The organism is Streptomyces speibonae, assembly GCF_984686075.1.
The window spans coordinates 4,861,695-4,887,114 of record NZ_OZ480260.1 but is presented as its reverse complement, the minus strand read 5'-3'; the positions used below and the strand labels follow the sequence as shown (position 1 = coordinate 4,887,114).

The window sequence follows — 25,420 nt, the reverse complement described above, 5'->3', positions numbered from 1 at the left end:
CTCGACGTCAAGATGCTCGACATCAAGAGACTTCATGTCGACACAACCACTACACTGATCGGTATGGAGGACGAGGTCGATCGGCTGGTCGCGGCGTGGCGCCGGGAGCGCCCGGACCTCGACGTGGAACCGCTCGAGGTGCTCAGCCGCGTGAGCAGGCTCGCCCGGCACCTGGACCGGGCGCGCCGCCTGGCGTTCGCCGAGCACGGCCTGGAGTCCTGGGAGTTCGACGTGCTGACCGCGCTGCGCCGCGCGGGCACCCCGTATCAGCTCTCGCCGGGGCAGCTGCTCACCCAGACGCTCGTCACCTCGGGCACGATGACCAACCGCATCGACCGCCTCGCCAAGAAGGGCCTGGTGGAGCGGCTGCCCGACCCCAGTGACCGGCGCGGTGTCCTGGTGCGGCTCACCGACGAGGGCCGGGACCGCGCCGACCAGGCGCTGGCCGGGCTGCTGGCGCAGGAGCGGTCGATCCTCTCGGAGCTCTCCCGCGCCCAGCGTGGTGAACTGGCCGGGCTGCTACGCCAGTTGACCGCCCCGTTCGACAACGTCCCCGGTTAGGTCGACGGGTCCGACGCCCGCCCGGCGGGCGAGGGCCACCGCGGCCAGGGTGGAGTGCACCCCCAGTTTCCCGAGGACGTTCTGCATATGGGTCCGTACGGTGTGCGGGGACAGATACAGGCGCTCGGCGACGGCCTTGCGCCCCAGCCCCGCGACCATGCACCGGAGCACCTCCCGCTCGCGCGGGGTGAGGGACTCCACGAGCCGTTCGCTCTCCGTGCGGTGGCGGCGGGCCGCGGTCAGCTCCCGCAGCACGCCCGTCAGCAGCGCGGGCGGCAGATGCGTCTCGTCGCGCAGCACCCCGCGGATGACGGTGAGCAGCCGGTTCAGCGAGCAGTCCTTGGCCACCCACCCGGAGGCTCCCGCCTGCAGGGCGAGCGCGGCCCGGGCCGGGTCGTCCTTCGCGGCGAGGACGACGACGCGCACCTGCGGCTGTGCCGAACGCACGCCGGTGACCAGCGATATGCCGTCGACGAGCCCGTCCTCGTCACCGGCCTGCACAGGGACGGCCGGCCGGCCGCCCGGCACCTTGCCGCCCAGATCGGCGTCGACGAGCAGCACGTCGAAGCGCCGTCCCTCGGACGCCGCCCGCTCCAGGCAGCGCAGCGCGGCCGGGCCGCTGCCCGCCGCGGACACGTCGACGTCGGGCTCTGCGGCCAGCGCCGCGGCGAGTGACTCGGCGAAGATGCGATGGTCGTCGACGACCAGGACTCGAATGCGAACCACGTAACCCCCTTCCCCAAGCTCCTCTCAGAGCAGGGGACTACCCCATCGTCGGAGGACGACACCGGCGCGGGTACGGCGCCGAGCCCCTGTCACTGATTGCGTACCGGACGTGGAACGGGCCACCGCGACCGCACGGCCGCCGCCGCGCGGCAACCGCCGCCCCCCTCGAACGCCGTACCCGACTGTCTCGCCCCCTGAACGGCGCCGGCCCCCACCGGCGCTGTTCATCAGCGTACGGGCGGAGGCCGGGAGCGGAAGGCAATTTGCAGAACTGGCGGCCTTGCGCGTTTATGGTGAGCCGCATGTTTCGTCTTGAGACAGAAGTCGACAGGGCCCGACGTGATCTGCTCCGCAGGCGGCTGAGGGACACCAACACGGCGGCGTCACCAGTTCTGCGCGCCCTGCGCGGAACCCCGGACGAACGGGAAGCGCCTTTGCACGTGTGGGCGTTGGACGCGAACGGCGATCTCGCGGGCGGTCTGGTCGGCCACACCTGGACGGCCTGGCTGCACGTGACCTACCTGTGGGTCGACGGCCGCCACCGCGGACGGGGCCTGGGCTCGCGCCTGCTGGCCCGGGCCGAACGCGTGGCCGCCGCCGAACGCGCCTGCACCGCCTCCCGCGTGGAGACCTGGGACTTCCAGGCCCCGGACTTCTACCGGCGCCAGGGCTACGACGTGGTCTGCGTGATCCCCGACTACCCGCCGGGGATCACCGAGTACACCCTGACCAAGCGGCTGGCCTGAGACTCAGCGCACCCGCCGCGCCCCGGCCGAGGGCACCGCCTCGAAGACCCGCGGGGAGGCGAAGCCGGCCGCCGCGAACGCCTCCTCGACGGCCTTCGTCACGGCGTCGACGTCGGCCTCCTCCACCAGGACGATGGCCGAACCGCCGAAACCGCCGCCGGTCATCCGGGCGCCGAGGGCACCGGCGGCCAGGGCGGTGTCCACCACCAGGTCGAGTTCCGGGCAGGAGATGCGGAAGTCGTCGCGCAGCGAGGCGTGGCCCTCCACCAGCACCGGCCCGATGGCGCGCGTCTCGCCCGACTCCAGCAGCCGGACCACCCGCTCCACCCGGGCGTCCTCCGTCACCACGTGACGGACCAGCCGGCGCACCTCCTCCTCGTCGCCCAGCCGCTCCAGCGCCGCGTCCAGTTCCCCGGCCGGCACGTCGCGCAGCGCGTCCACGCCCAGCAGGGCGGCGCCCTTCTCGCAGCCCGCGCGGCGCTTGCCGTACTCGCCCTCGCTGTGGCTGTGCTTGACCCGGGTGTCGACAACGAGCAGCCGCATGCCCTCGGCGGCCAGGTCGAAGGGGATCTGGCGCTGGGAGAGGTCGCGGGTGTCGAGGAACAGGGCGTGACCGCTCTCGCAGCAGGCCGAGGCCGTCTGGTCCATGATGCCGACGGGGGCGCCGACGTAGACGTTCTCCGCGCGCTGGCACAGCCGGGCCAGCTGCCAGCCGCGCAGTCCCAGCCCGAACAGGTCGTTCAGGGCGAGCGCGACCACGACCTCCAGGGCCGCGGACGACGACAGGCCCGCGCCCGCCGGGACGGTCGAGGCGAGGTGGACGTCCGCGCCGGTGACGGCGTGTCCGGCCTCGCGCAGCGCCCAGACGACGCCCGCCGGGTAGGCGGTCCACCGCTTGTCGGACTGGGGGGCGAGCGCGTCCACCCTCAATTCGGCGACCGGCCCCGGCACATCGGCTGAGTGCAGGCGCAGGACGCCGTCGTCCCGCCGGGACACCGCGGCGACGGCGGTGTGCGGCAGGGCGAACGGCATGACGAAGCCGTCGTTGTAGTCGGTGTGCTCGCCGATCAGGTTGACCCGGCCCGGCGCCGCCCACACCCCCTCCGGCGCGGACCCGTACAACTGCTCGAACCGCTCGGCGACGGACCCGCTGGTCTCGCTCATGCCCTGCCCCTTGCCCCTTCGTTGCGTTCTAGTCGGCCTGCTGCTGCGCGAACGTCCAGGCGTCCGCGACGATCCCGTCGAGGTCGGTGCGCGTCGGGTTCCAGCCGAGCCGCTCCCGTGCCGTGGCGGCGGACGCCACCAGGACCGCCGGGTCGCCGCCCCGGCGCGGGGCCACCACCTCGGGGACCGGGTGCCCGGTGACCCGGCGCACCGTCTCGACGACCTCGCGGACCGAGAAGCCGTTGCCGTTGCCGAGGTTGCAGATCAGGTGCTCGCCGGGCACGGCGGCCCGCAGCGCCAGCAGATGGGCCTCGGCCAGATCCGCGACGTGGATGTAGTCGCGCACACAGGTGCCGTCGGGCGTCGGGTAGTCGTCGCCGTACACGGAGATCGACTCGCGCCGGCCCAGGGCGACCTGGAGGACGAGCGGGATGAGGTGCGACTCGGGGTCGTGGCGCTCGCCGTAGCGGCCGTAGGCGCCGGCCACGTTGAAGTAGCGCAGGGAGACGGCGCCCAGTCCGTGGGCCTTCGCCTCGCCGGTGATCATGTGGTCGACGGCCAGCTTGGAGGCGCCGTAGGGGCTGGTGGGGGCGGCCGGGGCGGATTCGGGGATCGGCACCTGTTCCGGTTCGCCGTACGTCGCCGCCGTGGAGGAGAACACCAGCCGGCGCACGCCCGCCTCGCGCATCGCGCCGAGCAGGGCCATGCTGCCGCCGACGTTGTTGTCCCAGTACTTCTCCGGCTTCACCACCGACTCGCCGACCTGGGAGGAGGCGGCGAAGTGGAGCACCCCGTCGAAGGAGGAGTCCAGCCATTTGGCGGCATCGCGGACGTCACCCTCGACGAACGACGCGCCCGCGGGAACGCCCTCGCGGAACCCGGTGGAGAGGTTGTCGAGCACGACGACCTCGTGACCGGCCTCGACCAGATGCTGCGCGACGACGCTGCCGACATACCCCGCGCCCCCGGTGACCAGGTATTTCCCGCTCATGAACTCGCTACCTCCCGCAGTCGCTCGGCCGCGCGCTCCGGCGGCACGTCGTTGATGAAGACGTTCATGCCGGACTCGGAGCCCGCGAGGAACTTCAGCTTGCCGGACGTGCGGCGGATGGTGAAAAGCTCCAGATGGAGCGCGAAGTCGTCACGCGTGACGCCGTCGAACTCCTCCAGCGCGCCGAACGGCGCCTGGTGCCAGGCGGCGATGTACGGCGTGGGGGGCTCGCCCTCGCCGAAGATCCGGTCGAAGCGCTTCAGCAGCTCCAGGTACATCCCGGGGAACTCCGCGCGCGCCGCCTCGTCGAGACCGAGCAGGTCGGGCACCCGGCGCCGGGGGTAGAGGTGCACCTCGTAGGGCCAGTGCGCCGCGTACGGCACGAAGGCCACCCAGTGTTCACCCTCCAGGACGATCCGCTCGCCGGCCGCCTCCCGCTCCACCACGGCGTCGAACAGGTTCTCCCCGCCGGTCGCCTGCCGGTGCGCGGCCACTTGGCGCAGCATCAGGGCGGTGCGGGGGGTGGTGAAGGGATAGGCGTAGATCTGCCCGTGCGGATGCTGGAGGGTGACGCCGATCTCGGCCCCCCGGTTCTCGAAGCAGAACACCTGTTTGACGGAGGGCAGATGCGACAGCTCGGACGTCCGGTCGGTCCAGGCCTCCAGCACCAGCCGCGCCTGCCGCTCGCTCAGACCGGCGAATGACGCGTGGTGGTCGGAGGTGAAGCAGACGACCTCGCACCGCCCCGAGTCGCCGGCCAGCGAGGGAAAGCGGTTCTCGAAGACCACCACGTCGTACGACGTGTCAGGGATCTCGCTGAGCCGCTCCCCCTCCGAGGGGCACAACGGGCACTGGTCGGCCGGCGGGTGGTAGGTGCGCCCCTGGCGGTGGGAGGCGATGGCGACGGAGTCGCCCAGCAGGACGTCGCGGCGGATCTCGGACGTGGTGACCGTGGCGTCCAGCGGGCGGCGGTCGACGGCGTCGCGGACGGTGTCGTCGGCGAGGTCGTAGTAGATGAGTTCGCGACCGTCGGCCAGCCGGGTCGAGGTCTTCTTCACTGCCGCACTCCTCTGCACCTTCCGCCAACCACCCAACACAATCGAACATAACACATCACAACCCATCAGCGAACCGGTCTCATCACAATCAAACAAAGAACGTGATAGGAAGTGTTCAGTTATTCAACACGGAAGCGTAGGTTCCGCACCGGATCAGTTCGCGAACGAAGCGAGTGTGTATGCAAACCCCCACATATCTGGCCGCGGAGCTTCGACTCCCCACCAACTGGCTGGACTACTCGATCCTCGGGATCTACTTCGTGGTCGTGCTGGGCATCGGCTTCGCCGCCCGCCGCTCGGTCCAGACCAGCCTCGACTTCTTCCTCTCCGGCCGCTCGCTGCCCGCCTGGGTCACCGGCCTGGCCTTCATCGCGGCCAACCTCGGCGCCACCGAGATCCTCGGCATGGCGGCGAACAGCGCCCAGTACGGCGTCTACACGACCCACTGGTACTGGGTCGGTGCCATCCCCGCCATGGTCTTCCTGGGCCTGGTGATGATGCCGTTCTACTACGGCAGCAAGGTCCGCTCGGTCCCCGAGTTCCTGCTGCTGCGCTTCGACAAGTCGGCCCACCTGCTCAGCTCGGTCCTCTTCGCGGCGGCCGCGATCCTCATCGCCGGCGTGAACCTCTACGCCCTGGCGATCGTCGTCGAGGCCCTCCTGGGCTGGCCGCAGTGGGTGGCCATCGTCGTCGCCGGCTTCTTCGTCCTGGCCTACATCACCCTGGGCGGCCTGTCCTCGGCCATCTACAACGAGGTCCTGCAGTTCTTCGTCATCCTGGCCGCGCTGATCCCCATCACCGTGCTCGGCCTGAGGAGCGTCGGCGGCTGGGACGGCCTGTCCGACTCCCTGAGCGAGTCACGCGGCGCCAACTTCATGACCTCCTGGGGCGGCACGGGCATCGGCAGCGACAACCCGCTCGGCGCCAACTGGCTGACCATCGTCCTCGGCCTGGGCTTCGTGCTGTCCTTCGGCTACTGGACGACCAACTTCGCCGAGGTGCAGCGCGCCCTGTCCGCGAAGAACCTCTCGGCGGCCCGGCGCACCCCGCTCATCGCCGCGTTCCCGAAGATCTTCATCGTGTTCCTGGTGATGATCCCGGGCCTGGTGGCCGCGGTCCTGGTCCCGCAGATCGGCACCGGCGACTCCGACCTGCAGTACAACGACGCCATCCCGTACCTGATGCAACAGCTCCTGCCCAACGGCGTGCTCGGCATCGCGGTGACCGGTCTGCTGGCGGCGTTCATGGCGGGCATGGCGGCCAACGTCTCGTCCTTCAACACCGTCTTCACCGCCGACATCTGGCAGAAGTACGTGGTCAAGGACCGCGAGGACAGCTACTACGTCCGCTTCGGCCGCCTGATCACCGCGATCGGCGTCCTCGCCTCCATCGGCACGGCGTTCCTGGCCAGCTCCTTCTCCAACATCATGGCCTACCTCCAGACGCTGTTCTCCTTCTTCAACGTGCCGATGTTCGTGGTCTTCATCATCGGCATGTTCTGGAAGCGGGCGTCGATGAAGTCGGGCTTCTGGGGCCTGATCGCCGGCACCACCGCCGCGATGATCAACTACTTCGTCATCTACAAGCAGGGCATCATCGACATCCCCACCGACCAGGGCGCCAACTTCGTCTCCGCGATCGCGGGCTTCGTCGCGGGCGCGGTCGTGATGGTCGCGGTGTCGCTGTTCACCGCGCCCAAGCCGGCCGACGAGCTCCAGGGCCTGGTCTACGGCACGCGCTCCCCCGGCATGGCGGAGCCGCCCGCGGAGGGCGACGACGCGTGGTACCGCAAGCCGGCGCTGCTCGGCTGGGGTGCGGTGATCCTGGCGGCCGCCTGCTACATCCCGTTCTCGTTCTGAACGCGGGAGGATTGAGAGACCATGTCCGATCACTTCACCGAGCGTGATCTTCAGCGGGAGATCACCGAGCTGGAGACGAAGTCCGCGACGGCTGCCCGGTTGTTCGACATCCGGCGGATCATCGGTGGGCTGTTCGTCGTGTACGGCGTCATCGTCACGATCGCGGGGTTCGCGGCGTCCGACGCGGATATCGACAAGGCGGAGGGGGTCAACATCAACCTCTGGACGGGGTTGGGGATGTTGGTGCTGGGGCTGCTGTTCCTGCTGTGGCTCAAACTCCGCCCCACGGCTCCACCGCCACCGGACGTCCTGCCGGACGAGCGGGAGGATTCCGGCGCGGGGTGACTGCGTCAGCGCGGGGTGACTGCGTCAGCGCGGGGTGACTGCGTCAGCGCGGGGTGACTGCGTCAGCGCGGGGTGACTGCGTCAGCGCGGGGTGACTGCGTCAGCGCCGGCGACTGACAAGGCACCCGGCGCTGGTGCGGGCCGGGGCGGGTTGCACCCGGCGCTTCTGCAGGTGCCCTGCGTGGGTGCGGGCCGGGGGGTGTCCGCGCAGCCCGGCGCCAACGGGGTGCCGTCGCGCCCACCCGTGCCGCCCCAGCGGCACGACTGCCCGCGGATCGCGGCAGGCAGCCGCCCAGCTGTGGCGCCGGTAGCGGCAGGGGGTCGCGGAACGCGGAGGCGTGCCCGCGGAACGCCGATGGCGGGGAGGGGGCGGGGCGGGGGTGTTCGCCCGCAGTGGCTGGCGCGTCCGCGCCGGCCACCCCCACCAACAAGCTCAATCGCGCCAGTCCGAGGACGGACACCCCCGGCCCGGCCCCGCACCACCCACCCACCGTGGGCGCTACGCGCACCCCTCCCCACCCGCAGCTGCGCCGCAGGCGGTGCCGCGTCAGTCGACCGGACCCGCGCGGTCCAGGAGACCCGTGCGGGCTGCCAGGGCGGCCGCCTCCAGCCGCGATCCCACGCCCAGTTTCATCAGCACCCGCTGCACATGCGTCCGCGCAGTAGACGGCGCGATGCCCATCCCCGCCGCGATCAGCCGCGTATCCTCCCCGTCCGCGACCCGCACCAGCACCTCCACCTCCCGGGGCGTCAGCATCTGCAGCAGCCGCTGACCCTCGTCATCCGGCTGCGCCGCGGGATTCAGCAGCTCCCCGAAGGCACTTTGCAGCAGCTGCGGCGCCACCGCCGCCTCCCCCGCCCGCGCCTTCATGATCGCCCGCTCGACCCCCTCGATCCGCTCGTCGTGCCGCACGTACCCCGACGCCCCCGCCGCGAACGCCGCCGCGATCCCCCGCGGCGACGGCACCGGCCCCAGCACGACCACCGCCACGTGCGGCCGCTCCCGCTTGATCTTCACCACGGGATCGAACGTCCCCGGTTCCGCCGGCGCCGCCGTCCCCAGCAGACACACCTCCGGCGCCCTGCTGATGACCAGATCCGCCGCCCCCACCGACGGCGCCGCCGCGGCCAGCACCCGATGCCCCCGCAGCTTCAGCGCCGAGGCCAACGCCTCGGCGAGCAGTCGGTGGTCGTCGACCACCATCAACCGCACACCCATCGAACAACCAACCCCCCATAAGAACGCACCCCCGGACCCCGGATGCCCCCGGAAGCTACACGCTTGTTCGACGTTGCGCTCCCCCTACCGGCGAGAATCGCCCCGGATCACCGAAATTCTCGCATTCGGTGGCGATGAGCGCGTGATGAGCGGTACGCGCACGGCCTCGTCCTCCAGGAGGACGAGGCCGTGACATCGGACGGGCCGCAGCGGACCCCGCGCGGACGATCAGCCCGTACCGAACGCGATGACCGCGTACTCCTTGTCACCCGAGGAGAAGTCGCTCGCGTACACCTTCGACATGTACAGACCCCCCTGCGAGTACAGGATCTCCGCGGACGTCGGCAGCATCCGCCCCTCGACGTCCCGCACACTCTTCGTCGCCGGGTTCTCCAGCAGCACCGTCTGCTCGAAGGTCCCGCCGTCGATGCTGACGATCTGGCCGCCCTTGTCGTAGGGCGGGCTCTTGTACGCGATCACGTTGCCGCCGTCCATCCGCAGCGGAGTGATCTCGTAGTCGTCCCCCGCGTCGGCCCGCTGACCGGTCTGCTTGCCGGTCGCGAGGTCGAAGGCCACGATCTCGTTGGTCTGGCCGTAGGAGTCCCCGCCGGTCTCGTGCTCCTCCGTGGCGATGTACAGCCGGTCGTTGCCGACCGCCAGCCCGCTGCACTGCTCCATCTTGTAGATGGCGTCGCACCGGGCCCCGAAGTCGTCACCCGGAGCGGAGATGCGCTGGCGCAGCTCGCCGGTCTTGTTGTCGATGGAGAAGAAGTCCGAGATGCCGCTGCCGTCACCGGCGCTCTCACCGACGTCGGCGGCCACGACCAGCGGGTCGGTGGACACGACGGCGGCGTACTCGATGCCCTCGGACATCTTGTACTCGCTGATGACGTTCCCGGTCTTCGGGTCGATGTTCTGGATGTGCAGCTGGCGCTGCTCGTACGTACCGCACTTGCGGACCGCGACCAGCTTGGGACCGCCGCCGTACCCGGCGTCGTAGCAGGAGTCGGACGTCTTGGGCGCCCAGAGCTGCTTGCCGGAGGGGATCTCCCAGGCTGCGCCGCCGCTGGTGCTGCCCGCGGCGATGGTGTTCCCGCTGAGGGTGACGTTGTTGTAGCTGATCTCCGTGGTGCCGGCCTTGGCCGTCTTCGACCACAGCTTCTTGCCCGCCTCGAGGTCGATCAGCGCGACCTGGGTGCAGGGCTGCGGGTTGCCCTTGGTCGGCATCGCCGGCCTGTGGACGATCGCCGTCTTGTTGTCGTCGGTGGCGTGACGGGTCGCGGCGCACACCGGACCGGGCAGGTCGATGGTCCACTTCTCGGTGCCCTTGGCCCGGTCGTAGCCGACGATCTCGGCGATGCCGCTCTTGGCGTACACCGTGTCGGTCAGCCAGGAACCGGCGATGTCGACGGTCGAGACACCTTTGGGCAGCTTGGGCGCGGGCACCTGGAAGAGCACCTTGGAGCCGGTGTCGGCGGGCGCCTTCTCCTTGGCGTCGCCACCGGAGGGGGAGCCCCCGGATCCGCCCTTGCTCTCGCCGTTCTTCCCGTCCTTGCCCTCGCCGCCCTTTGCGGTGGTCTTCTTGTCGTCGTCCTTGCCGGACTGGGAGTACCAGACCCCGCCGCCGACGATCAGGGCGATGGCCGCGACCGCGGACACGATGATCGCCATCTGCGCGTTGATCTTCCGGCCCCCGCCGCCGGCCGGCTGCGGCTGCATCGGCATGGTCGGCGGCTGCGGGTATCCGTACCCGGGCTGTCCGTACGGCGCCGGCTGCTGCGGCTGGCCGTACGGTCCCGGCTGCTGCCCGGGATAGCCGTAGCCGCCGCCGGCGGGCGGCTGCTGCGGATACCCGTACCCGGGCCCCTGCGGAGGAGTCGGAGCCCCCTGCGGCGGCGTGCCCGGTGCCTGGGGCGGCGTGCCCGGTGCCTGGGGCGGAGTACCCGGTGCCTGCGGCGGAGTCGGCGGCGCCTGGGGCGGAGTGCCCGGTGCCTGCGGATACCCGTATCCGGGCGCGGGCGCGGGCCCGGGCGCGGGCCCCGGCTCGGGAGCCTTGTTGAGATCGGCCCCGCCCTCGGAGGACGGCTGCTGCGAAGGATCCTGCGGCGGTTGGTTGGGCGGCGGAGGCGGCTGGGTCATGACGTGAGTACCTCGGGAACGGGGAAGGGGACGACGGGCGGCGGGAAAGCGACGCGAGCGGAACTCACGCGCATCACTTGCCGTAGGCGAGCATCAACTTCTCCTTCGACTCGTCATTTCCGGTCAGCCGGGTGGTCGAGATGTAGAAGCGTCCGTCCACCCAGTCGATGGCCTTGCTGAAGAAGCCGTTCTCGATGTCCGCGACGCCCTGCGGGTTCTGCATCAGCTTGTCCGGCTTGTGGCTGCTGCCGCTGAGGGGCAGCGCGACGACCTGGCCGCCGGCGTCGTAGGAGGGCTCGACGTAGGCGATGAGCTTGCCGTTCTCGACCTTCATCGGCACCATCGACTCCTCCGCGGGGGAGGACTGGCGCCACCGCTCCTTGCCGTTGGCGAGGCTGATGGCGACGATCTCGTTGGCGCCGGTGGTCGCCTTGGTGGGCAGGTAGAGGGTGTCCCCGTCGACGGTGACGCCCTGGCAGCCCTGGAGGTCGCGGGCGAGGATGGCCCAGCCGCAGCCGGGGTCGAAGCTCTCGTCGACCGCGACCTGGGAGCGCAGCTTGCCCGCGCCGGTGAAGGCGGCGATGTTCCAGGACTTCTTGTCGCCGTCCTCCTCCTTGGTCGCGTAGACGACGAGCGGGTCGACGGAGAAGGTCCGCTCGATCCTCCAGCCCTTCTCGTAGGCGTAGGTCCACTTGGCCTTGCCGGTCTTCGGGTCGAGCTCCCTGATCTCGTCGTGCGCGTTGTCGCCGCCGGCGCCGCAGGACGCGACCTGGATCAGCCGCTCACCGCCCGCGAAGGCGGCGGGGAAGCAGGGGGAGTCGCCGTACTTCTTGGCGTCGTACATCTCCTTGCCGGTGCGCACGTCGTAGGCCGTGCCGGACTGCGAGCGGCCCACCATCAGCGTGTTGCCGGTGAGGGACATCTCGATGGAGAGCGCGGAGTCGAACAGTTCGCCGTCGGCGACCTTCGCCTTCCAGCCCTTCTCGCCGGTGGCGAGGTCGACGAGCTGGAGCTGGTTGCACTTGGCGCGGTCGCTGCTGCCGCTCATGTAGGCGATGACGACCTTGTCGTCGGCCGTCTTCTCCGTCGTGACCGCGCAGATCTTCTGCGGGAAGGTGATGGTCTCCCACGCCGGGGCGCCGTCGCCGACGTTGAAGGCGGAGAGCTCCTTGTAGGCGGCCTTCACCGCGGCCTTGTCGGTGATCCACATGCCGGGGGCGTCGGCGCCGGAGCCGGGGGCGTCGGGCGCCTCCTTGTACCAGAGCACCTTGGACTCGCCCGCCTGGCGGCCCTCGTTGAGGTTCTCCGGGTCGTCGCCGCCGTCGCCGCTGCCGTCCCCGGGGTTGACCGGGACGTCGCCGGACTTCTCCGGCTTGGGGTCGTCGGTCTGCTTGGCGACCGGCTTCTTCTCCTTCTTGCCGTCGTCACCGGTGACGGCCCACACGGTGCCGCCGATCACCAGCAGCGCGGCCACGGCGGCGCCGATGACGAGGGCGGGCTTGCCCTTGAAGAAGTTGCCCGGGCCGGAGCCGCCGGGCGGCGTGCCGGGCGCTCCGGGGACCTGCGGCTGCGGGTATCCGTACCCGGGCTGCCCGTAGGGTCCCGGCTGCTGCGGCTGGCCGTAGGGGCCGGAGGCGTAGGGCCCCGGCTGCTGGGCGGGCTGCTGCGGATAGCCGTACCCGGGCTGCGGCGCACCGGACGGCGGCGTCTGCGGGGGCGGCGGTGTCTGCGGCGCCCCGAAGCCACCTCCCGGCGGCGGTGTCTGCGGCGCCCCGAAGCCACCTCCCGGCGGCGGTGTCTGCGGCGCTCCGAAGCCACCTCCCGGCGGCGGATCCTGCGGCGCTCCGAAACCGCCCTGCGGCGGCTGATTGGGCGGCTGAGCCATCAGCGCGTCTCCCCCTTACTCACTGATTTTTAGCCACGCCCTGAGGTGCGATGAACCCAGAGTCGTATGGATACGTCTTACATGGCCAGGCCTTTCTATCACCCGGCACCGACAGCACGACGGGCCACGCCGCCCCCTGTTCCCAAGGGAGGACCGGCCCGTGATGCCCTCGTTACGCGCCTTCACGCCCTCTTCACGCCACCCGCGCCCCCCGCACGCGGGGCGCGGCGGGCGGGGCGGACGGGTCAGGCGTCCTCGGCCAGTTCCAGCCAGCGCAGCTCCAGTTCCTCCCGCTGACCGGACAGCTCCCGCAGTTCGGCGTCGAGTTCGGCGACCTTCGCGAAGTCGGTGGCGTGCTCGGCGATGGCGGCGTGGAGCGCGGTCTCCCTCTCGCCGATCTTGTCCAGCCGGCGCTCGATCCGCTGCAGTTCCTTCTTGGCGGCGCGCTGGTCGGCTGCGCTCCTCTCCGGCGTCTCGCTCCGGGGCGCGGGGGCGGGAGCGGCGGCCGCGGCGGCCTCCTCCATCCGCTTGCGGCGCTCCAGGTATTCGTCGATGCCGCGCGGCAGCATCCGCAGGGCGCCGTCGCCGAGGAGCGCGAACACCCGGTCGGTGGTGCGCTCGACGAAGAACCGGTCGTGGGAGATGACGATCATCGAGCCGGGCCAGCCGTCGAGGACGTCCTCGAGCTGCGTGAGGGTCTCGATGTCGAGGTCGTTGGTGGGCTCGTCGAGGAAGAGGACGTTGGGCTCGTCCATCAGCAGGCGCAGCAGCTGGAGCCGCCGCCGCTCACCGCCGGACAGGTCCCCGACCGGCGTCCACTGCTTCTCCTTGCCGAAGCCGAACGTCTCGCACAGCTGCCCGGCGGTCATCTCGCGCCCCTTGCCGAGGTCGACCCGCTCGCGCACGGCCTGCACCGCCTCCAGCACCCGCCAACTGGCGTCGAGCTCGTCGACCTCCTGGGAGAGATAGGCCAGTCTGACCGTCTTGCCCACCCGGATGCCGCCTCCGGCGGGCTGCACCTCGCCCCCGCTGCGGGCCGCCTCCGTCAGCGCCCGCAGCAGCGACGTCTTGCCCGCGCCGTTGACGCCGACCAGGCCGATGCGGTCGCCGGGTCCGAGCTGCCAGGTGACGTGCTTGAGCAGCACCTTGGGCCCGGCCTGGACGGTGACGTCCTCCAGGTCGAACACCGTCTTGCCGAGCCGTGAGGAGGCGAACTTCATCAGCTCGCTGCTGTCGCGCGGCGGCGGTACGTCCTTGATGAGCTCGTTGGCCGCCTCGACGCGGAACCGCGGCTTGGACGTGCGCGCGGGCGCCCCGCGCCGCAGCCAGGCCAGTTCCTTGCGGACGAGGTTCTGCCGCTTGGCCTCCTCGGTGGCGGCGATGCGCTCACGCTCCGCGCGGGCGAAGACGTAGTCGGAGTAGCCGCCCTCGTACTCGTACACGTCGCCGCGCTGCACGTCCCACATGCGGGTGCAGACCTGGTCGAGGAACCAGCGGTCGTGGGTGACGCAGACGAGCGCGGACCGGCGGGCCCGCAGATGGCGGGCGAGCCAGGCGATGCCCTCGACGTCGAGGTGGTTGGTGGGCTCGTCGAGGACGATCAGGTCCTGCTCCTCGATGAGCAGTTTGGCGAGCGCGATGCGCCGCCGCTCGCCGCCGGAGAGCGGTCCGATGACGGTGTCGAGGCCCTTGGGGAACCCGGGCAGGTCCAGTCCGCCGAACAACCCGGTCAGGACGTCCCTGACCTTGGCGTTGCCGGCCCACTCGTGGTCGGCCATGTCGCCGATGACCTCGTGCCGGACGGTGGCCCCGGGGTCGAGCGAGTCGTGCTGGGTGAGCACCCCGAGGCGCAGTCCGCCGGAGTGCGTGACCCGGCCGGTGTCGGCCTCCTCCAGCTTGGCCAGCATCCGGATCAGGGTCGTCTTGCCGTCGCCGTTGCGCCCGACGACGCCGATGCGGTCGCCCTCGGAGACTCCGAGCGACACGCCGTCGAGCAGGGCACGGGTGCCGTACACCTTGCTGACGTTCTCGACATTGACCAGGTTGACGGCCATTTCTCTCCTGCCCGGGGGAACGATCGACCCTCCAGGGTAGTCGCGCCCGCCGACCGCCCCGAAACGCGGGATGGCCGGGCACGGCCGCGCCCCGAGGACCCCCCGTGTCCCCGGGGCGCGGCCGTGCCCGGCGCGAGCGCCGCGTGCGCCCGGTCTCGTCGGCGTGCGCGCGCCGTCAGCGGCGGGCCGCCGCCGCGCGGACCTCGCCGAGCAGGTCGTACATCACCTGGCCGGGGCACTCGGTCTCGAGGTAGTCGCGGTGGCCGCCGATGGTGTCGGTGTCCTTCTGGGTGCCGTTGACCGGGTTGGTGTACGTGACCTTCGCCTGCGGGTCCAGGCCCTTGAACCGGCTGATCACCTTGATCAGGCGGATCAGGGAGGCCTTGGCCGCGTCCGTGGGGCCCTGCTGGTCGAGGCTGCCGATCAGGGCGATGCCCAGGGCGCCGGAGTTGAAGCCCACGGAGTGGAAGCCGGTGACGAGGTCGCCGTCCTTGTTGAAGGCGGGGATGCCGTCGTCGCCGGAGTAGCGGCCCTCGTAGACGTTGCCGTCCTCGTCGATGAGGAAGTGGTAGCCGATGTCGCCCCAGTCGTTGGTGATCGCGTGGTACTCGTAGATCGCGCGGACCGTCGCGGCCGGGTCGGGGTCGTCGTTGGGCGTCGCGGTGTGGTGGACGGTGATGATCTGCAGCGGGTAGTACTGCTCGGGCGAGTTGACCGTGCCGTCCGGCTTGAAGCGCTTGGACTCGTCGGCGCCCCAGGCGGCGCGGGAGAGGTAGCGCACGCCGCGCACGCGCGTGGGCTCGCGCGGCACGCGGACGGTGCGGTTCGGGCCGTCGGTGGTGTCGATGGCGAGGCAGCGCACGCCGTCGATGTCGCTCGGGGCCTTCACCTCGTACGCGGTGGCGTTGCCGGCCGCGACCAGGGCCGTGCCGCCGTTCTCGACCGCGGCGCAGCCGCTCGTCAGCTTCTGCCAGCTGCCGTCGGCGAGCTTGATGGCGGCGCCCGTCCCGGCGCCGGACCAGCGCACCCCGACGTAGGAGGCGGCGAAGGCGGTGGTGGCCGCGCCGGTGCCGGTGGCGGCCTCGGTCCGGGTGGCGGGGAACTTCTCCGGCGTCGTACCGGAATCGCCGGAGCCGGACGCGGAGTTGTCGCCCTCGCCGGAGTCGGTGGTCGCGAACACCACGGGGGTGAGGGCCGCTCCGGCGGCCACGGCGCCGCCCGCGGCTATCACGCCGCGGCGCGTCAGGGAGCGCTTCCTGCGGTGGGACGGCTGGTCGGATGTGGGGGATTCGGACACGGAAGTGTCCCCTTCCATAGTGCACTTGACGGTGAAAAACCGCGCACGGGCACGACAGGGCCCGAAAATTGAAACCTCAAGCGACACTAACGGCCCCACCCGCCCCACGTGTACTGCAATCGCAGTACATCCATGTGGAGATCGGGCGAAGAATCCCTACTTGTAAGTACGGAGTCACGCTCCGGTGTTCCGTACCACCGTGGCACCGGGCACCGGGCCGGACGCCGTGCGCACCGCGCGGCACGTGCCGGAGGTCCGCAGGGCCTCGGCCACCTTCGCGGCGGACCCGGCGTCGCGGGCGAGGAACGCCGTCGTCGGGCCCGAGCCGGAGACCAGCGCGGTGAGCGCACCGGCGGCGCGGCCCGCGGCAAGGGTGCCGGCGAGTTCCGGGAAGAGCGAAAGCGCGGCGGGCTGCAGGTCGTTGGAGACCTCGGCGGCGAGCGCGTCGGCGTCGCCCTTGGCGAGGGCGTCGAGCAGCGGCCGGGAGGCGACGGGCTCGGGGATGTCGGTGCCCTCGCCGAGCCGGTCGAACTCACGGAAGACGGCGGGCGTGGACAGTCCCCGGCCGGCCATGGCGAACACCCAGTGGAAGGTGCCGCCGACGTCGAGGACGCGCAGCCGTTCGCCCCGCCCGGTGCCGAGAGCCGCGCCGCCGACCAGGCTGAACGGCACGTCGCTGCCCAACTCGGCGCAGATGTCGAGGAGTTCCTCTCGGGAGGCGCCCGTGCCCCAGAGCGTGTCGCAGGCCAGCAGGGCGCCCGCGCCGTCCGCGCTGCCGCCCGCCATGCCGCCGGCGACCGGGATGTCCTTGGCGATGTGCAGATGCACGTCCGGTGTACGGCCGTACCGCGCGGCGAGCGTCTCGGCCGCGCGGGCGGCGAGGTTGGTGCGGTCGAGCGGGACCTGGGCGGCGTCGGCGCCCTCGCAGGTGACGCGCGGGCCGCCGGGCGAGGGCGTCGCGGTGACCTCGTCGTGGAGACCGACGGCCAGGAAGACGTTGGCCAGGTCGTGGTAGCCGTCGGGGCGGGCGGCGCCGACCGCGAGCTGGACGTTGACCTTGGCGGGGACGCGGACGGTGACGCTCACTGCTGACCCTGCTCCTCGTGCTCGGCGTGCGGGGCGTGCTCGGCGATGCGCGCGAACTCCTCGACGGTCAGCGACTCGCCCCGCGCCCGCGGCGACACCCCGGCCGCGACCAGCGCCGCCTCGGCCGCCGCCGCGGAGCCCGCCCACCCGGCGAGGGCGGCCCGCAGGGTCTTGCGGCGCTGGGCGAAGGCCGCGTCCACCACGGCGAACACCTCGCGCCGCGACGCGCCGGTCTTCAGCGGCTCCGCGCGGCGCACCAGCGAGACCAGACCGCTGTCGACGTTCGGGGCGGGCCAGAAGACGTTGCGCCCGATGGCACCCGCCCGCTTGACCTGTGCGTACCAGTTGGCCTTGACCGAGGGCACGCCGTACACCTTCGAGCCGGGCGCGGCGGCCAGCCGGTCGGCGACCTCGGACTGGACCATGACGAGGGTGCGTTCGATGCTCGGGAAGGTTTCGAGCATGTGCAGCAGCACCGGGACGGCCACGTTGTAGGGCAGGTTCGCGACGAGCGCGGTCGGTGCGGGGCCCGGCAGCTCGGTGACGTGCATCGCGTCGGAGTGGACCAGCGCGAACCGGTCGGCGCGGGAGGGCATCCGGGCGGCGACGGTCGCGGGCAGCGCGGCGGCGAGGACGTCGTCGATCTCGACGGCGGTGACCCGGTCGGCGGCCTCCAGCAGCGCCAGGGTGAGCGAGCCGAGCCCCGGGCCGACCTCGACGACCACGTCGTCGGGGCGCACCTCGGCGGTGCGGACGATACGGCGGACGGTGTTGGCGTCGATGACGAAGTTCTGGCCGCGCTGCTTGGTGGGCCGTACGCCGAGAGCGGCCGCCAGTTCACGGATGTCGGCGGGGCCCAGGAGGGCGTCGGGGGTGGGGCTGGTCACGGGACAAGGGTACGGGGCCGCACCGGCCGCCCAGGTCACCCCCGCAGGCTGTCCCCGCAGTGCGGCCACGCGGCCGCGCCGCTGCGGACGTACAGCGTCTTCGCGCGGTACGTCTGTTCCGCCGCCGGCGCGTCCTGGGGGCGTCCGCTGCCGCCGAGGCTCCGCCAGGTCGGGGTGTCGAACTGGTACAGCCCGCCGTACGTGCCCGAGGGGTCCACCGCGTCGGGCCGGCCGCCGGACTCGCACCGCGCCAGCGCCTCCCAGTTCAGCCCGTCCACGCCCGGCGCCGGGGCGCTCCCCGTGCCGACCCGCACCCGCTGCGGGCGCGGCTCGCGCACCACCTCGGAGCGCAGCGGACGCGGCCGCTGCCGTACCCCGTTGATCGTCCGCCGCGCGGAGGTCAGGCGGCGCAGCCCCGGCTGCCCGGGCCGGTCGACGACTTCCGCGCCCCGGGCCAGCGAAGGGTCCTCGACGCGCTCCTCGGCGAACGGGATCAGCTCGTCGCGCACCTCCCGGCCGTCGGTGATCCGCAGCACGGTGACGGTCTGGCCGTCGCGCGGGAAGCTGCCGGGGGCGACGGAGGTGGTGTCCCGGCCGCGCAGGGTCACCCCGGCCCGCGCGACGGCCTCGCGCACGGTCGCCGCGTCGGTGCGGACGGTGCGGGCCCGTCCGTCCGCCAGGACCGTCACCGCGCGTTCGGTGCGCACGTCCAGGGCGATCCCGTCGCGCGGGATGCGCCGGGAGAGGGGGGCCGACACGTACGCGCCCGTCACGCGCACCCCCAGCTCCCCGAGCATGTCCCGCACCGTGTGCGCGGTGGTCCACACCTCGCGCCGGCGGCCGTCGAGGGTCAGCAGCACGGGGCGGGCACGGCGCACCTCGACGCCGTCGTCGTGGCCGATCGGCGTGCCGGGTGCGGGGGTGACGGTGTCGTACGGGCCGGTGCGTACGCCTTCCTCCTCGAGCAGCTCGGTGACGTCGTCGGCGAAGGTGTGCAGGGTGCGGGTGCTGCCGTCGACGTCCAGCTCGACCGCCTTGTCCTCGGCGACGAAGGCGCTGGTGCCGCCGGCGAGGAACGCCACGACGAGCGCCCGCGGCAGCAGCCGGAGCACGCCGTCCGCCCGCTCGGCGTACCGTCCGCGGCGCCGGTGCGCGGGCCGCCGGGCCGGTGCGGGGCCGGGCGTGCGGCGCGGGAGGGCGGGAACGGTCTCCCGCTCGTGCAGGTCTCCGCAGACGTCATGGGACGGGCACGTCTTCTCGTACGTCTCGAACCGCAGGGTGGTGCTCACGCCGACACGCTCCAGGGTGGCCGCGGGGTCCCGATCGGGCTCCCAGAACCTAGCCGAGCGCCGATCACTCTCCCAAGCGACACGACTACGGAACGTGCACCACGTGACGCTCGTCAGTATCCGAAGGCGCGGGCGGTGTTGGCGCCGAGGGCCGTGGCCAGGGCGTCCTCGTCGATGCCCCGTACGGCGGCCATGGCACGCACCGTGACCGGCACCAGGTAGGGGGCGTTGGGGCGGCCGCGGTGGGGCGCCGGGGTCAGGAAGGGCGCGTCGGTCTCCACGAGGACCAGCTCCAGCGGGGCCACGGCGAGCGCGTCCCGCAGGTTCTGCGCGTTCTTGAAGGTGACGTTGCCGGCGAACGACATGTAGTAGCCGGCGGCCGCGCAGATCTCCGCCATGCCGGCGTCGCCCGAGTAGCAGTGGAAGACGGTGCGCTCAGGCGCGCCCTCCTCCTTGAGCACGCGCAGGACGTCGGCGTGGGCGTCGCGGTCGTGGATCACGAGGGTCTTGCCGTGCCGCTTGGCGATCTCTATGTGGGCGCGGAAGGACCGCTCCTGCGCCGCCTTGCCCTCCTCGCCGGTGCGGAAGTAATCCAGGCCCGTCTCGCCGACGCCCTTGACCTGGGGCAGCGCGGCCAGCCGGTCGATCTCGGCCAGGGCCTCGTCCAGCGCGGCGTCCCCGCCCGCCGCCCGGGCACCCTGCCGGGACCAGCCGTCGGGGTCGCCGTGCACGATCCGCGGCGCCTCGTTGGGGTGCAGCGCGACCGTCGCGTGGACCGCGTCGTACGCCGCCGCAGTGTCCGCCGCCCACCGGGACCCCTTGAGGTCGCAGCCGACCTGCACGACCGTCGTCACCCCCACCGACGCGGCCTTGGCGAGGGCCTCCTCCACCGTGCCGGACTGCATGTCGAGGTGGGTGTGCGAGTCCGCGACCGGGACCCGCAGGGGGTCGGGCAGCGGCGGTGCGGCGTTCTTGCCGGGGGCGTTCGCAGGCATGCCCCCGATCCTACGGAAGCGGCGAGGCGGGCCCCTGTCCCCCGCGGGCGGAGGCGACCCGGCCCGGGCGCAGGATCCGCACCGCATGACAGCCGCAGTCGGCGCACGTGGCCCGGTTCAGCTTGATCTAGCGCGGAACCCCGGCCGTTTACGGCCGGGAGGAAGCGCTTCTCAGGATAGGGGTGACCCGCACGGGGGTACGGGTCCGCACGATCCGGCCGTCCGCGACGTACACCACGAACGCGCGCCCGTCGGCATCGGTGTGGTGCTCTATCTCGTACGCCTGTTCCCAGCCGTGCCCGCAGTGCATGCAGACGAACGCGTACGCCTCGTCGACCACCGCGGTGGCCCCCGCGCGCAGCCTGCTGATCTCCGTCATGCCGGCTCCTGACGTCGCTCCACTGGACGAAACCGATGAGCTGACGCAACGGACCCGGATCCGTCGGACCCGAACCCGCCCGCACGTTCCAGTGGACTCCTCGGTGACCGTGAACGCACGAGGAGTAACCGACAATGGGCGCCGATTTGGCCGTGGATTGCCAAGTTGCCCCAAACCCTTTACCGGAGCCCGGCGTCACCGGCCGTCTTCGCGGCGACCACGGCGTCGAAGACCTGCCGCTTGGGCAGCCCCGCCTCCACGGCGACCGCGGCGATGGCCTCCTTGCGCCGCTCCCCCGCCTCCTCGCGCACCCGCACCCTGCGCACCAGCTCCGCGGCGTCGACCTCCTCGGGCCCCTGTTCCGGCGCCCCCTCGACCACCACGGTGATCTCCCCGCGCACGCCCTGCGCCGCCCACGCCGCCAGCTCGGCCAGCGGGCCGCGCCTGACCTCCTCGTAGGTCTTGGTGAGCTCCCGGCAGACGGCGGCCCGCCGCTGTGCCCCGAAGACCTCGGCCATCGCGGCGAGGGTGTCGTCGAGCCGGTGCGGGGCCTCGAAGTAGACGAGGGTGCGCCGCTCCCCGGCGGCCTCGCGCAGCCGGGACCGCCGTTCCCCGGCCTTGCGGGGCAGGAACCCCTCGAAGCAGAAGCGGTCCACGGGCAGCCCCGACAGGGCGAGCGCGGTGAGCACGGCGGAGGGTCCGGGCACCGCGGTGACCCTGACGTCCCGCTCGACGGCCGCGGCGACCAGCCGGTACCCGGGGTCGGACACGGACGGCATCCCGGCGTCGGTGACCAGCAGCACACGGGCGCCGCCCGCCAGCTCCTCGACCAGCTCGGGCGTGCGGGCGGACTCGTTGCCCTCGAAGTACGACACGACCCGCCCCTTGGGGGTGACGCCGAGTGCCTGGGTCAGCCGCCGCAGCCGGCGCGTGTCCTCGGCGGCGACGACGTCGGCGCCGGCCAGTTCCTCGGCGAGCCGGGGCGGGGCGTCGGAGATGTCGCCGATGGGGGTGCCTGCGAGTACGAGGGTTCCGGTCACGCCCCCCATCCTCCCAGTAGCGGACGGAGGCGGGGCATACCGGCCATGCGCGGGACTCACACAGCGCGGTTCCCTACGATGGCGCGGTGACCAGTACCGCGTCCTCCACGGACACCCGGCAGGAGCAGTCGCCGTTCGAGCAGCGGCAGACGTGGCAGCAGCGGCTGCGCCGTTTCGGCTACCGGGGGCCGGGCGCCAGAGACGATGTCCGTGACCGCCTGGTCCCGCCGTACACCGAGCCGTCGGGCCGGCTGTGGGCGACGCTGGGCATGCCGCCGCGGCTCGCGCGGCGCCTCACGCGCTGGTCGGCGTGGGGCGGGCCGCTGCTGGTCGCGCTGCTGGCGGGGGTGCTGCGGTTCTGGAACCTCGGCAGCCCCAAGGCGGTGATATTCGACGAGACGTACTACGCCAAGGACGCCTGGGCGCTGGTCCACCGCGGGTTCGAGGTCAACTGGGACAAGGAGGCCAACCAGCTGATCCTGGACTCGGGCGGCAGCGTCCCGATCCCCACGGACGCGGCGTACGTGGTGCATCCGCCGGTCGGCAAGTACGTCATCGGGCTGGGCGAGTTGCTCTTCGGCTTCGACCCGTTCGGCTGGCGGTTCATGACGGCGCTGCTGGGCACGCTGTCGGTGCTGATGCTGTGCCGCATCGGGCGGCGGCTGTTCCGGTCCACGTTCCTGGGGTGTCTCGCGGGCGCGCTGATGGCGGTGGACGGGCTGCACTTCGTGATGAGCCGGACCGCGCTGCTCGACGGCGTGCTGATGTTCTTCGTGCTCGCGGCGTTCGGCTGTCTGCTGATCGACCGGGACCGGGCGCGGGCGAAACTGGCCGCCGCGCTGCCCGTGGACGCCGACGGTCTCCCCCGGCCGAACGCGTCCGTCGCGGAGAACACCCGGATCGGCTTCCGGCCGTGGCGGCTGGCGGCGGGCCTGATGCTGGGCCTGGCGATCGGCACCAAGTGGAACGCGCTGTACATCATGGCGGCGTTCTGTGTGATGGCGGTGCTGTGGGACGTCGGCATGCGCAGGGTCGCGGGCGCGCTGCGACCCCGGACGGCGGTGCTGAAGCGGGACCTGGGGTGGGCGTTCCTGTCCACGGTGCCGGTGGCGGTGGTCACCTACTTCGCCTCCTGGATCGGCTGGATCCTCTCCCCCTCCGACGGCACCGGCGGCTACTACCGCGACTGGGCGGTCAGGGACGGCCGCGACAGCGACTGGTCGTGGCTGTTCCCGGACTGGTGGCGCAGCCTGTGGCACTACGAGCACCAGGTCTACGACTTCCACGTCGGCCTGTCCTCGCCGCACCCCTACGAGTCCAACCCGTGGAGCTGGATCGTCACGGGCCGCCCGGTGTCGTACTTCTACGAGTCCCCGGCGCCCGGCGCGGACGGCTGCCCGACCGACGCGGGCGAGAAGTGCGCCCAGGAGGTCCTGGCCATCGGCACGCCCCTGCTGTGGTGGGTGGGCTGTTTCGCCCTGCTCTACGTCCTGTGGCGCTGGCTCTTCCGCCGTGACTGGCGCGCGGGCGCCATCGCCTGCGGCATCGCGGCCGGCTACGCCCCCTGGTTCCTCTACCAGGAACGCACGATCTTCTTCTTCTACTCCATCGTCTTCCTCCCCTTCCTCTGCCTGGCCGTGGCGATGCTCCTGGGCGCCCTGGTCGGCCCGCCCCGCTCCACCGACACCCGCCGCGTGGCCGGCGCCACCGCAGCAGGCGTCCTCACCCTCCTGATCGCCTGGAACTTCATCTACTTCTGGCCCCTCCACACCGGCACCCCGATCCCGATCGACGACTGGCGCTCCCGGATGTGGCTGGACACGTGGGTGTAGCCGGACGGTGCTTCCGGCCGGGCCCGGGTCGCCCACGGGGCTTTTGGAGCGCTCAACTCGCGAGGGGACGGTCTCCGTTCGGACAACAAACGGAAACGGCCGCACCGGTCGGCACCCGCACGGCATAGGGTGCATCACGTCGGGCTTTCTGAACACGTTCAGAAGACGTGGGGCCTCGACTGGGGAGGAGATCGCCCGATGCGCAAGGGGGTCAGGACCGCCGTCATCGGCGGTGTGTTCGCGGTGATGGTGGGCGGAGCCGGATACGGCGCCTACAACATCGTGTCGGCCGTGAGCGGCGGGGGCGGCGCGTCGGCGGAGAAGAAGTCCGGGCCGCCCGACGCGGACGAGGTCAAGGAGACGACCGAGGCGTTCTTCGCGGCCTGGGAGAAGGGCGCGGCGGACAAGGCGGCGTCGTACACGAACAACGCGCAGGAGGCCGGCGCGCTGCTGTCCGGGTACGGCGAGGATGCGCACATCGGTGACGTCGGGATCACCCCCGGCACGGCCACCGGCACCACCGTCCCGTTCACCGTGAAGGCGACCGTCAGCTACGACGGCACGTCGAAGCCGCTCACCTACAAGAGCGAACTGACCGTCGTCCGCGGGAAGACCACCGGACGGGCGCTGGTCGACTGGAAGCCGTCCGTCGTGCACCCGGACCTCAAGCAGGGCGACACGCTCGTCACCGAGGAGTCGGCGCAGCCGCCCATCGAGGCGGTGGACCGCGACGGCACGGTGCTGACGAAGGACACGTACCCCTCCCTCGGCCCGATCCTGGACACCCTGCGCCAGAAGTACGGCGCCGAGGCGGGCGGCACCCCCGGCGTCGAGCTGGTCGTCCGCCACGCGGACGGCGCCTCGGGCGAGGCCGCCGCCGACACCCCGCTGCTGACCCTCGCCGAGGGCGAGCCGGGCCGGCTGCGGACCACGCTGAGCGCCGGGGTACAGGCGGCGGCCGAGAAGGCGGTGAAGGGGTTCGCCGAGTCGTCGGTGGTGGCCGTGAAGCCGAGCACCGGCGAGGTCCTGGCGGTGGCCAACCACCGCGCGGACGGCTTCAACGCGGCCTTCCAGGGCAAGGTCGCGCCCGGCTCCACGATGAAGATCGTCACCGCCGCGATGCTCATCGACAACGGCGTGACGTCGATGAACGGTCCGGCGCCCTGTACGGACGACGCCGTATGGCGCAACCAGACCTTCAAGAACCTCACCGGCATGGAGCCGAACGAGGGCGCCACCCTCGCCAACAGCTTCCTGCGCTCCTGCAACACGGCCTTCATCAAGCTCATCGACGAGAAGCCGCTCACCACGCGGTCCCTCACCCAGGAGGCGCAGGAGCGGTTCGGGCTCGGCCGGGACGACTGGAAGACCGGCATCGTCTCCTTCGACGGCAGTGTCCCCGCCGTCGACGGCCCGGACCAGGCGGCGAACGCCATCGGCCAGGGCCAGGTGCAGATGAACCCGCTGAACATGGCCTCGGTGACGGCCACCGCCATCACCGGCTCCTTCCGCCAGCCGTACCTGGTCTCCCCGGACCTCGACGGCCGGCAGCTGGCGCAGGCCAAGGGGCTGCCGTCGGGCACCGCTGCGCAGCTGAAGCAGATGATGCGGCTGACGGCCACTCAGGGCACCGCGCGGGAGGCCATGGCGGGCCTCGGCGGTGACATCGGCGCGAAGACGGGGTCGGCGGAGGTCGACGGCAACGAGACGTCGGACAGCTGGTTCACCGGCTTCCGCAACGACATCGCGGCAGCGGCGATGGCCCAGCAGGGCGGGCACGGCGGCGACGCGGCCGGTCCGATTGTCGCAGCCGTGCTACGAGCCGGAGGCTGACCGCCTCGCGCGCCGGGCGGGGCTCTAGGGTGGTG

At 71.9% G+C, this 25,420-nt stretch carries 20 protein-coding genes and 1 pseudogene; 6 read left to right on the top strand and 15 right to left on the bottom strand.

The genetic code is table 11. The annotated features are described in order from the left end of the window. The first annotated feature begins 63 nt into the window (after nucleotides 1-63). The gene (gene tamR / locus AC5L3C_RS22205; RefSeq protein WP_125505986.1) at nucleotides 64-561 is read left to right on the top strand and encodes a MarR family transcriptional regulator TamR; all 498 of its coding nucleotides are present in this window, start codon (nucleotides 64-66) and stop codon (nucleotides 559-561) included. On the opposite strand, the gene AC5L3C_RS22200 is transcribed toward tamR, so the two are convergent. Continuing rightward, complete coding sequence (locus tag AC5L3C_RS22200; RefSeq protein WP_493650499.1) at nucleotides 520-1,287, bottom strand: LuxR C-terminal-related transcriptional regulator; 768 nt, start codon at nucleotides 1,285-1,287, stop codon at nucleotides 520-522. The genes tamR and AC5L3C_RS22200 overlap by 42 nt on opposite strands. Before the next feature lie 290 nt (nucleotides 1,288-1,577). Between AC5L3C_RS22200 and AC5L3C_RS22195 the strand changes: the two genes are divergently transcribed. Next, the gene (locus AC5L3C_RS22195) at nucleotides 1,578-2,033 is read left to right on the top strand and encodes a GNAT family N-acetyltransferase (protein WP_185930877.1); all 456 of its coding nucleotides are present in this window, start codon (nucleotides 1,578-1,580) and stop codon (nucleotides 2,031-2,033) included. 3 nt (nucleotides 2,034-2,036) lie between these two features. Here AC5L3C_RS22195 and galK read toward each other — a convergent pair whose 3' ends face one another. The 3 genes from galK to galT are packed head-to-tail and all read right to left on the bottom strand — an operon-like array spanning nucleotide 2,037 to nucleotide 5,246. Continuing rightward, nucleotides 2,037-3,197, bottom strand: a complete 1,161-nt coding sequence (gene galK / locus AC5L3C_RS22190) for a galactokinase (RefSeq protein ID WP_493650498.1) — start codon at nucleotides 3,195-3,197, stop codon at nucleotides 2,037-2,039. Between the two features lie 28 nt (nucleotides 3,198-3,225). Then, on the bottom strand, nucleotides 3,226-4,188 hold the full coding sequence (gene galE, locus AC5L3C_RS22185; RefSeq protein WP_493650497.1) for a UDP-glucose 4-epimerase GalE: 963 nt from the start codon (nucleotides 4,186-4,188) through the stop codon (nucleotides 3,226-3,228). Next, a complete protein-coding gene (galT, locus tag AC5L3C_RS22180) occupies nucleotides 4,185-5,246 on the bottom strand; it encodes a galactose-1-phosphate uridylyltransferase (protein WP_493650496.1) in 1,062 nt (353 codons plus the stop codon). The genes galE and galT overlap by 4 nt, the downstream gene beginning before the upstream one ends. 179 nt (nucleotides 5,247-5,425) lie before the next feature. Here galT and AC5L3C_RS22175 point away from each other — a divergent pair, with 179 nt between their 5' ends. Both AC5L3C_RS22175 and AC5L3C_RS22170 read left to right on the top strand, forming a co-directional pair. Then, on the top strand, nucleotides 5,426-7,105 hold the full coding sequence (locus tag AC5L3C_RS22175) for a sodium:solute symporter family protein (protein ID WP_493650495.1): 1,680 nt from the start codon (nucleotides 5,426-5,428) through the stop codon (nucleotides 7,103-7,105). A 21-nt stretch (nucleotides 7,106-7,126) separates the two neighbouring features. Next, nucleotides 7,127-7,450, top strand: a complete 324-nt coding sequence (locus AC5L3C_RS22170) for a hypothetical protein (protein WP_493650494.1) — start codon at nucleotides 7,127-7,129, stop codon at nucleotides 7,448-7,450. A 547-nt stretch (nucleotides 7,451-7,997) separates the two neighbouring features. On the opposite strand, the gene AC5L3C_RS22165 is transcribed toward AC5L3C_RS22170, so the two are convergent. The 11 genes and pseudogenes from AC5L3C_RS22165 to rsmI form a co-directional block, all read right to left on the bottom strand. Then, nucleotides 7,998-8,669, bottom strand: a complete 672-nt coding sequence (locus AC5L3C_RS22165; protein ID WP_493650493.1) for a helix-turn-helix transcriptional regulator — start codon at nucleotides 8,667-8,669, stop codon at nucleotides 7,998-8,000. 228 nt (nucleotides 8,670-8,897) lie between these two features. After that, a complete protein-coding gene (locus tag AC5L3C_RS22160; RefSeq protein ID WP_493650492.1) occupies nucleotides 8,898-10,808 on the bottom strand; it encodes an outer membrane protein assembly factor BamB family protein in 1,911 nt (636 codons plus the stop codon). 73 nt (nucleotides 10,809-10,881) lie between these two features. Further along, nucleotides 10,882-12,693, bottom strand: coding sequence for an outer membrane protein assembly factor BamB family protein (locus AC5L3C_RS22155; RefSeq protein ID WP_493650491.1), 1,812 nt, complete (start codon nucleotides 12,691-12,693; stop codon nucleotides 10,882-10,884). A 245-nt stretch (nucleotides 12,694-12,938) separates the two neighbouring features. Continuing rightward, nucleotides 12,939-14,747 carry an ABC-F family ATP-binding cassette domain-containing protein gene (locus AC5L3C_RS22150; RefSeq protein ID WP_493650490.1) on the bottom strand — a complete coding sequence of 603 codons (1,809 nt, stop codon included), beginning with the start codon at nucleotides 14,745-14,747 and terminating at the stop codon, nucleotides 12,939-12,941. Nucleotides 14,748-14,922: 175 nt separating this feature from the next. After that, nucleotides 14,923-16,044 (bottom strand): peptidoglycan recognition protein family protein, encoded by a 1,122-nt coding sequence (locus AC5L3C_RS22145; RefSeq protein ID WP_493650489.1) that lies wholly within the window; start codon nucleotides 16,042-16,044, stop codon nucleotides 14,923-14,925. Nucleotides 16,045-16,218: 174 nt separating this feature from the next. Continuing rightward, entirely contained in the window at nucleotides 16,219-17,130 is a 912-nt protein-coding gene (locus AC5L3C_RS22140; RefSeq protein WP_493650488.1) for a 4-(cytidine 5'-diphospho)-2-C-methyl-D-erythritol kinase, read from the bottom strand. Beyond that, complete coding sequence (gene rsmA / locus AC5L3C_RS22135) at nucleotides 17,127-18,017, bottom strand: 16S rRNA (adenine(1518)-N(6)/adenine(1519)-N(6))-dimethyltransferase RsmA (protein WP_125505973.1); 891 nt, start codon at nucleotides 18,015-18,017, stop codon at nucleotides 17,127-17,129. Before rsmA ends, AC5L3C_RS22140 begins: the two co-directional genes overlap by 4 nt. Nucleotides 18,018-18,052: 35 nt before the next feature. Beyond that, nucleotides 18,053-19,306: a resuscitation-promoting factor gene (locus AC5L3C_RS22130; RefSeq protein ID WP_493650487.1), complete on the bottom strand. Its 1,254-nt coding sequence runs from the start codon at nucleotides 19,304-19,306 to the stop codon at nucleotides 18,053-18,055. Between the two features lie 113 nt (nucleotides 19,307-19,419). Then, nucleotides 19,420-20,301: a TatD family hydrolase gene (locus AC5L3C_RS22125; protein WP_493650486.1), complete on the bottom strand. Its 882-nt coding sequence runs from the start codon at nucleotides 20,299-20,301 to the stop codon at nucleotides 19,420-19,422. A 10-nt stretch (nucleotides 20,302-20,311) separates the two neighbouring features. Further along, nucleotides 20,312-20,680: pseudogene (locus AC5L3C_RS22120) on the bottom strand (hypothetical protein). A gap of 179 nt (nucleotides 20,681-20,859) precedes the next feature. Then, nucleotides 20,860-21,720: a 16S rRNA (cytidine(1402)-2'-O)-methyltransferase gene (gene rsmI, locus AC5L3C_RS22115; protein WP_493650485.1), complete on the bottom strand. Its 861-nt coding sequence runs from the start codon at nucleotides 21,718-21,720 to the stop codon at nucleotides 20,860-20,862. A gap of 86 nt (nucleotides 21,721-21,806) precedes the next feature. Between rsmI and AC5L3C_RS22110 the strand changes: the two genes are divergently transcribed. Both AC5L3C_RS22110 and AC5L3C_RS22105 read left to right on the top strand, forming a co-directional pair. Beyond that, entirely contained in the window at nucleotides 21,807-23,552 is a 1,746-nt protein-coding gene (locus AC5L3C_RS22110; protein ID WP_493650484.1) for a dolichyl-phosphate-mannose--protein mannosyltransferase, read from the top strand. Between the two features lie 198 nt (nucleotides 23,553-23,750). After that, on the top strand, nucleotides 23,751-25,385 hold the full coding sequence (locus AC5L3C_RS22105) for a penicillin-binding transpeptidase domain-containing protein (RefSeq protein ID WP_493650483.1): 1,635 nt from the start codon (nucleotides 23,751-23,753) through the stop codon (nucleotides 25,383-25,385). Nucleotides 25,386-25,420: the final 35 nt, after the last annotated feature.

Bases quoted from the DNA above. Each gene is read 5' to 3' on its own strand.
- AC5L3C_RS22155 (WP_493650491.1), bottom strand. From the start codon at position 12,693: ATGGCTCAGCCGCCCAATCAGCCGCCGCAGGGCGGTTTCGGAGCGCCG.
- AC5L3C_RS22160 (WP_493650492.1), bottom strand. From the start codon at position 10,808: ATGACCCAGCCGCCTCCGCCGCCCAACCAACCGCCGCAGGATCCTTCG.
- AC5L3C_RS22165 (WP_493650493.1), bottom strand. From the start codon at position 8,669: ATGGGTGTGCGGTTGATGGTGGTCGACGACCACCGACTGCTCGCCGAG.
- AC5L3C_RS22195 (WP_185930877.1), top strand. From the start codon at position 1,578: ATGGTGAGCCGCATGTTTCGTCTTGAGACAGAAGTCGACAGGGCCCGA.
- galE (WP_493650497.1), bottom strand. From the start codon at position 4,188: ATGAGCGGGAAATACCTGGTCACCGGGGGCGCGGGGTATGTCGGCAGC.
- tamR (WP_125505986.1), top strand. From the start codon at position 64: ATGGAGGACGAGGTCGATCGGCTGGTCGCGGCGTGGCGCCGGGAGCGC.
- AC5L3C_RS22175 (WP_493650495.1), top strand. From the start codon at position 5,426: ATGCAAACCCCCACATATCTGGCCGCGGAGCTTCGACTCCCCACCAAC.
- galK (WP_493650498.1), bottom strand. From the start codon at position 3,197: ATGAGCGAGACCAGCGGGTCCGTCGCCGAGCGGTTCGAGCAGTTGTAC.
- AC5L3C_RS22105 (WP_493650483.1), top strand. From the start codon at position 23,751: ATGCGCAAGGGGGTCAGGACCGCCGTCATCGGCGGTGTGTTCGCGGTG.
- AC5L3C_RS22170 (WP_493650494.1), top strand. From the start codon at position 7,127: ATGTCCGATCACTTCACCGAGCGTGATCTTCAGCGGGAGATCACCGAG.
- AC5L3C_RS22125 (WP_493650486.1), bottom strand. From the start codon at position 20,301: ATGCCTGCGAACGCCCCCGGCAAGAACGCCGCACCGCCGCTGCCCGAC.
- AC5L3C_RS22150 (WP_493650490.1), bottom strand. From the start codon at position 14,747: ATGGCCGTCAACCTGGTCAATGTCGAGAACGTCAGCAAGGTGTACGGC.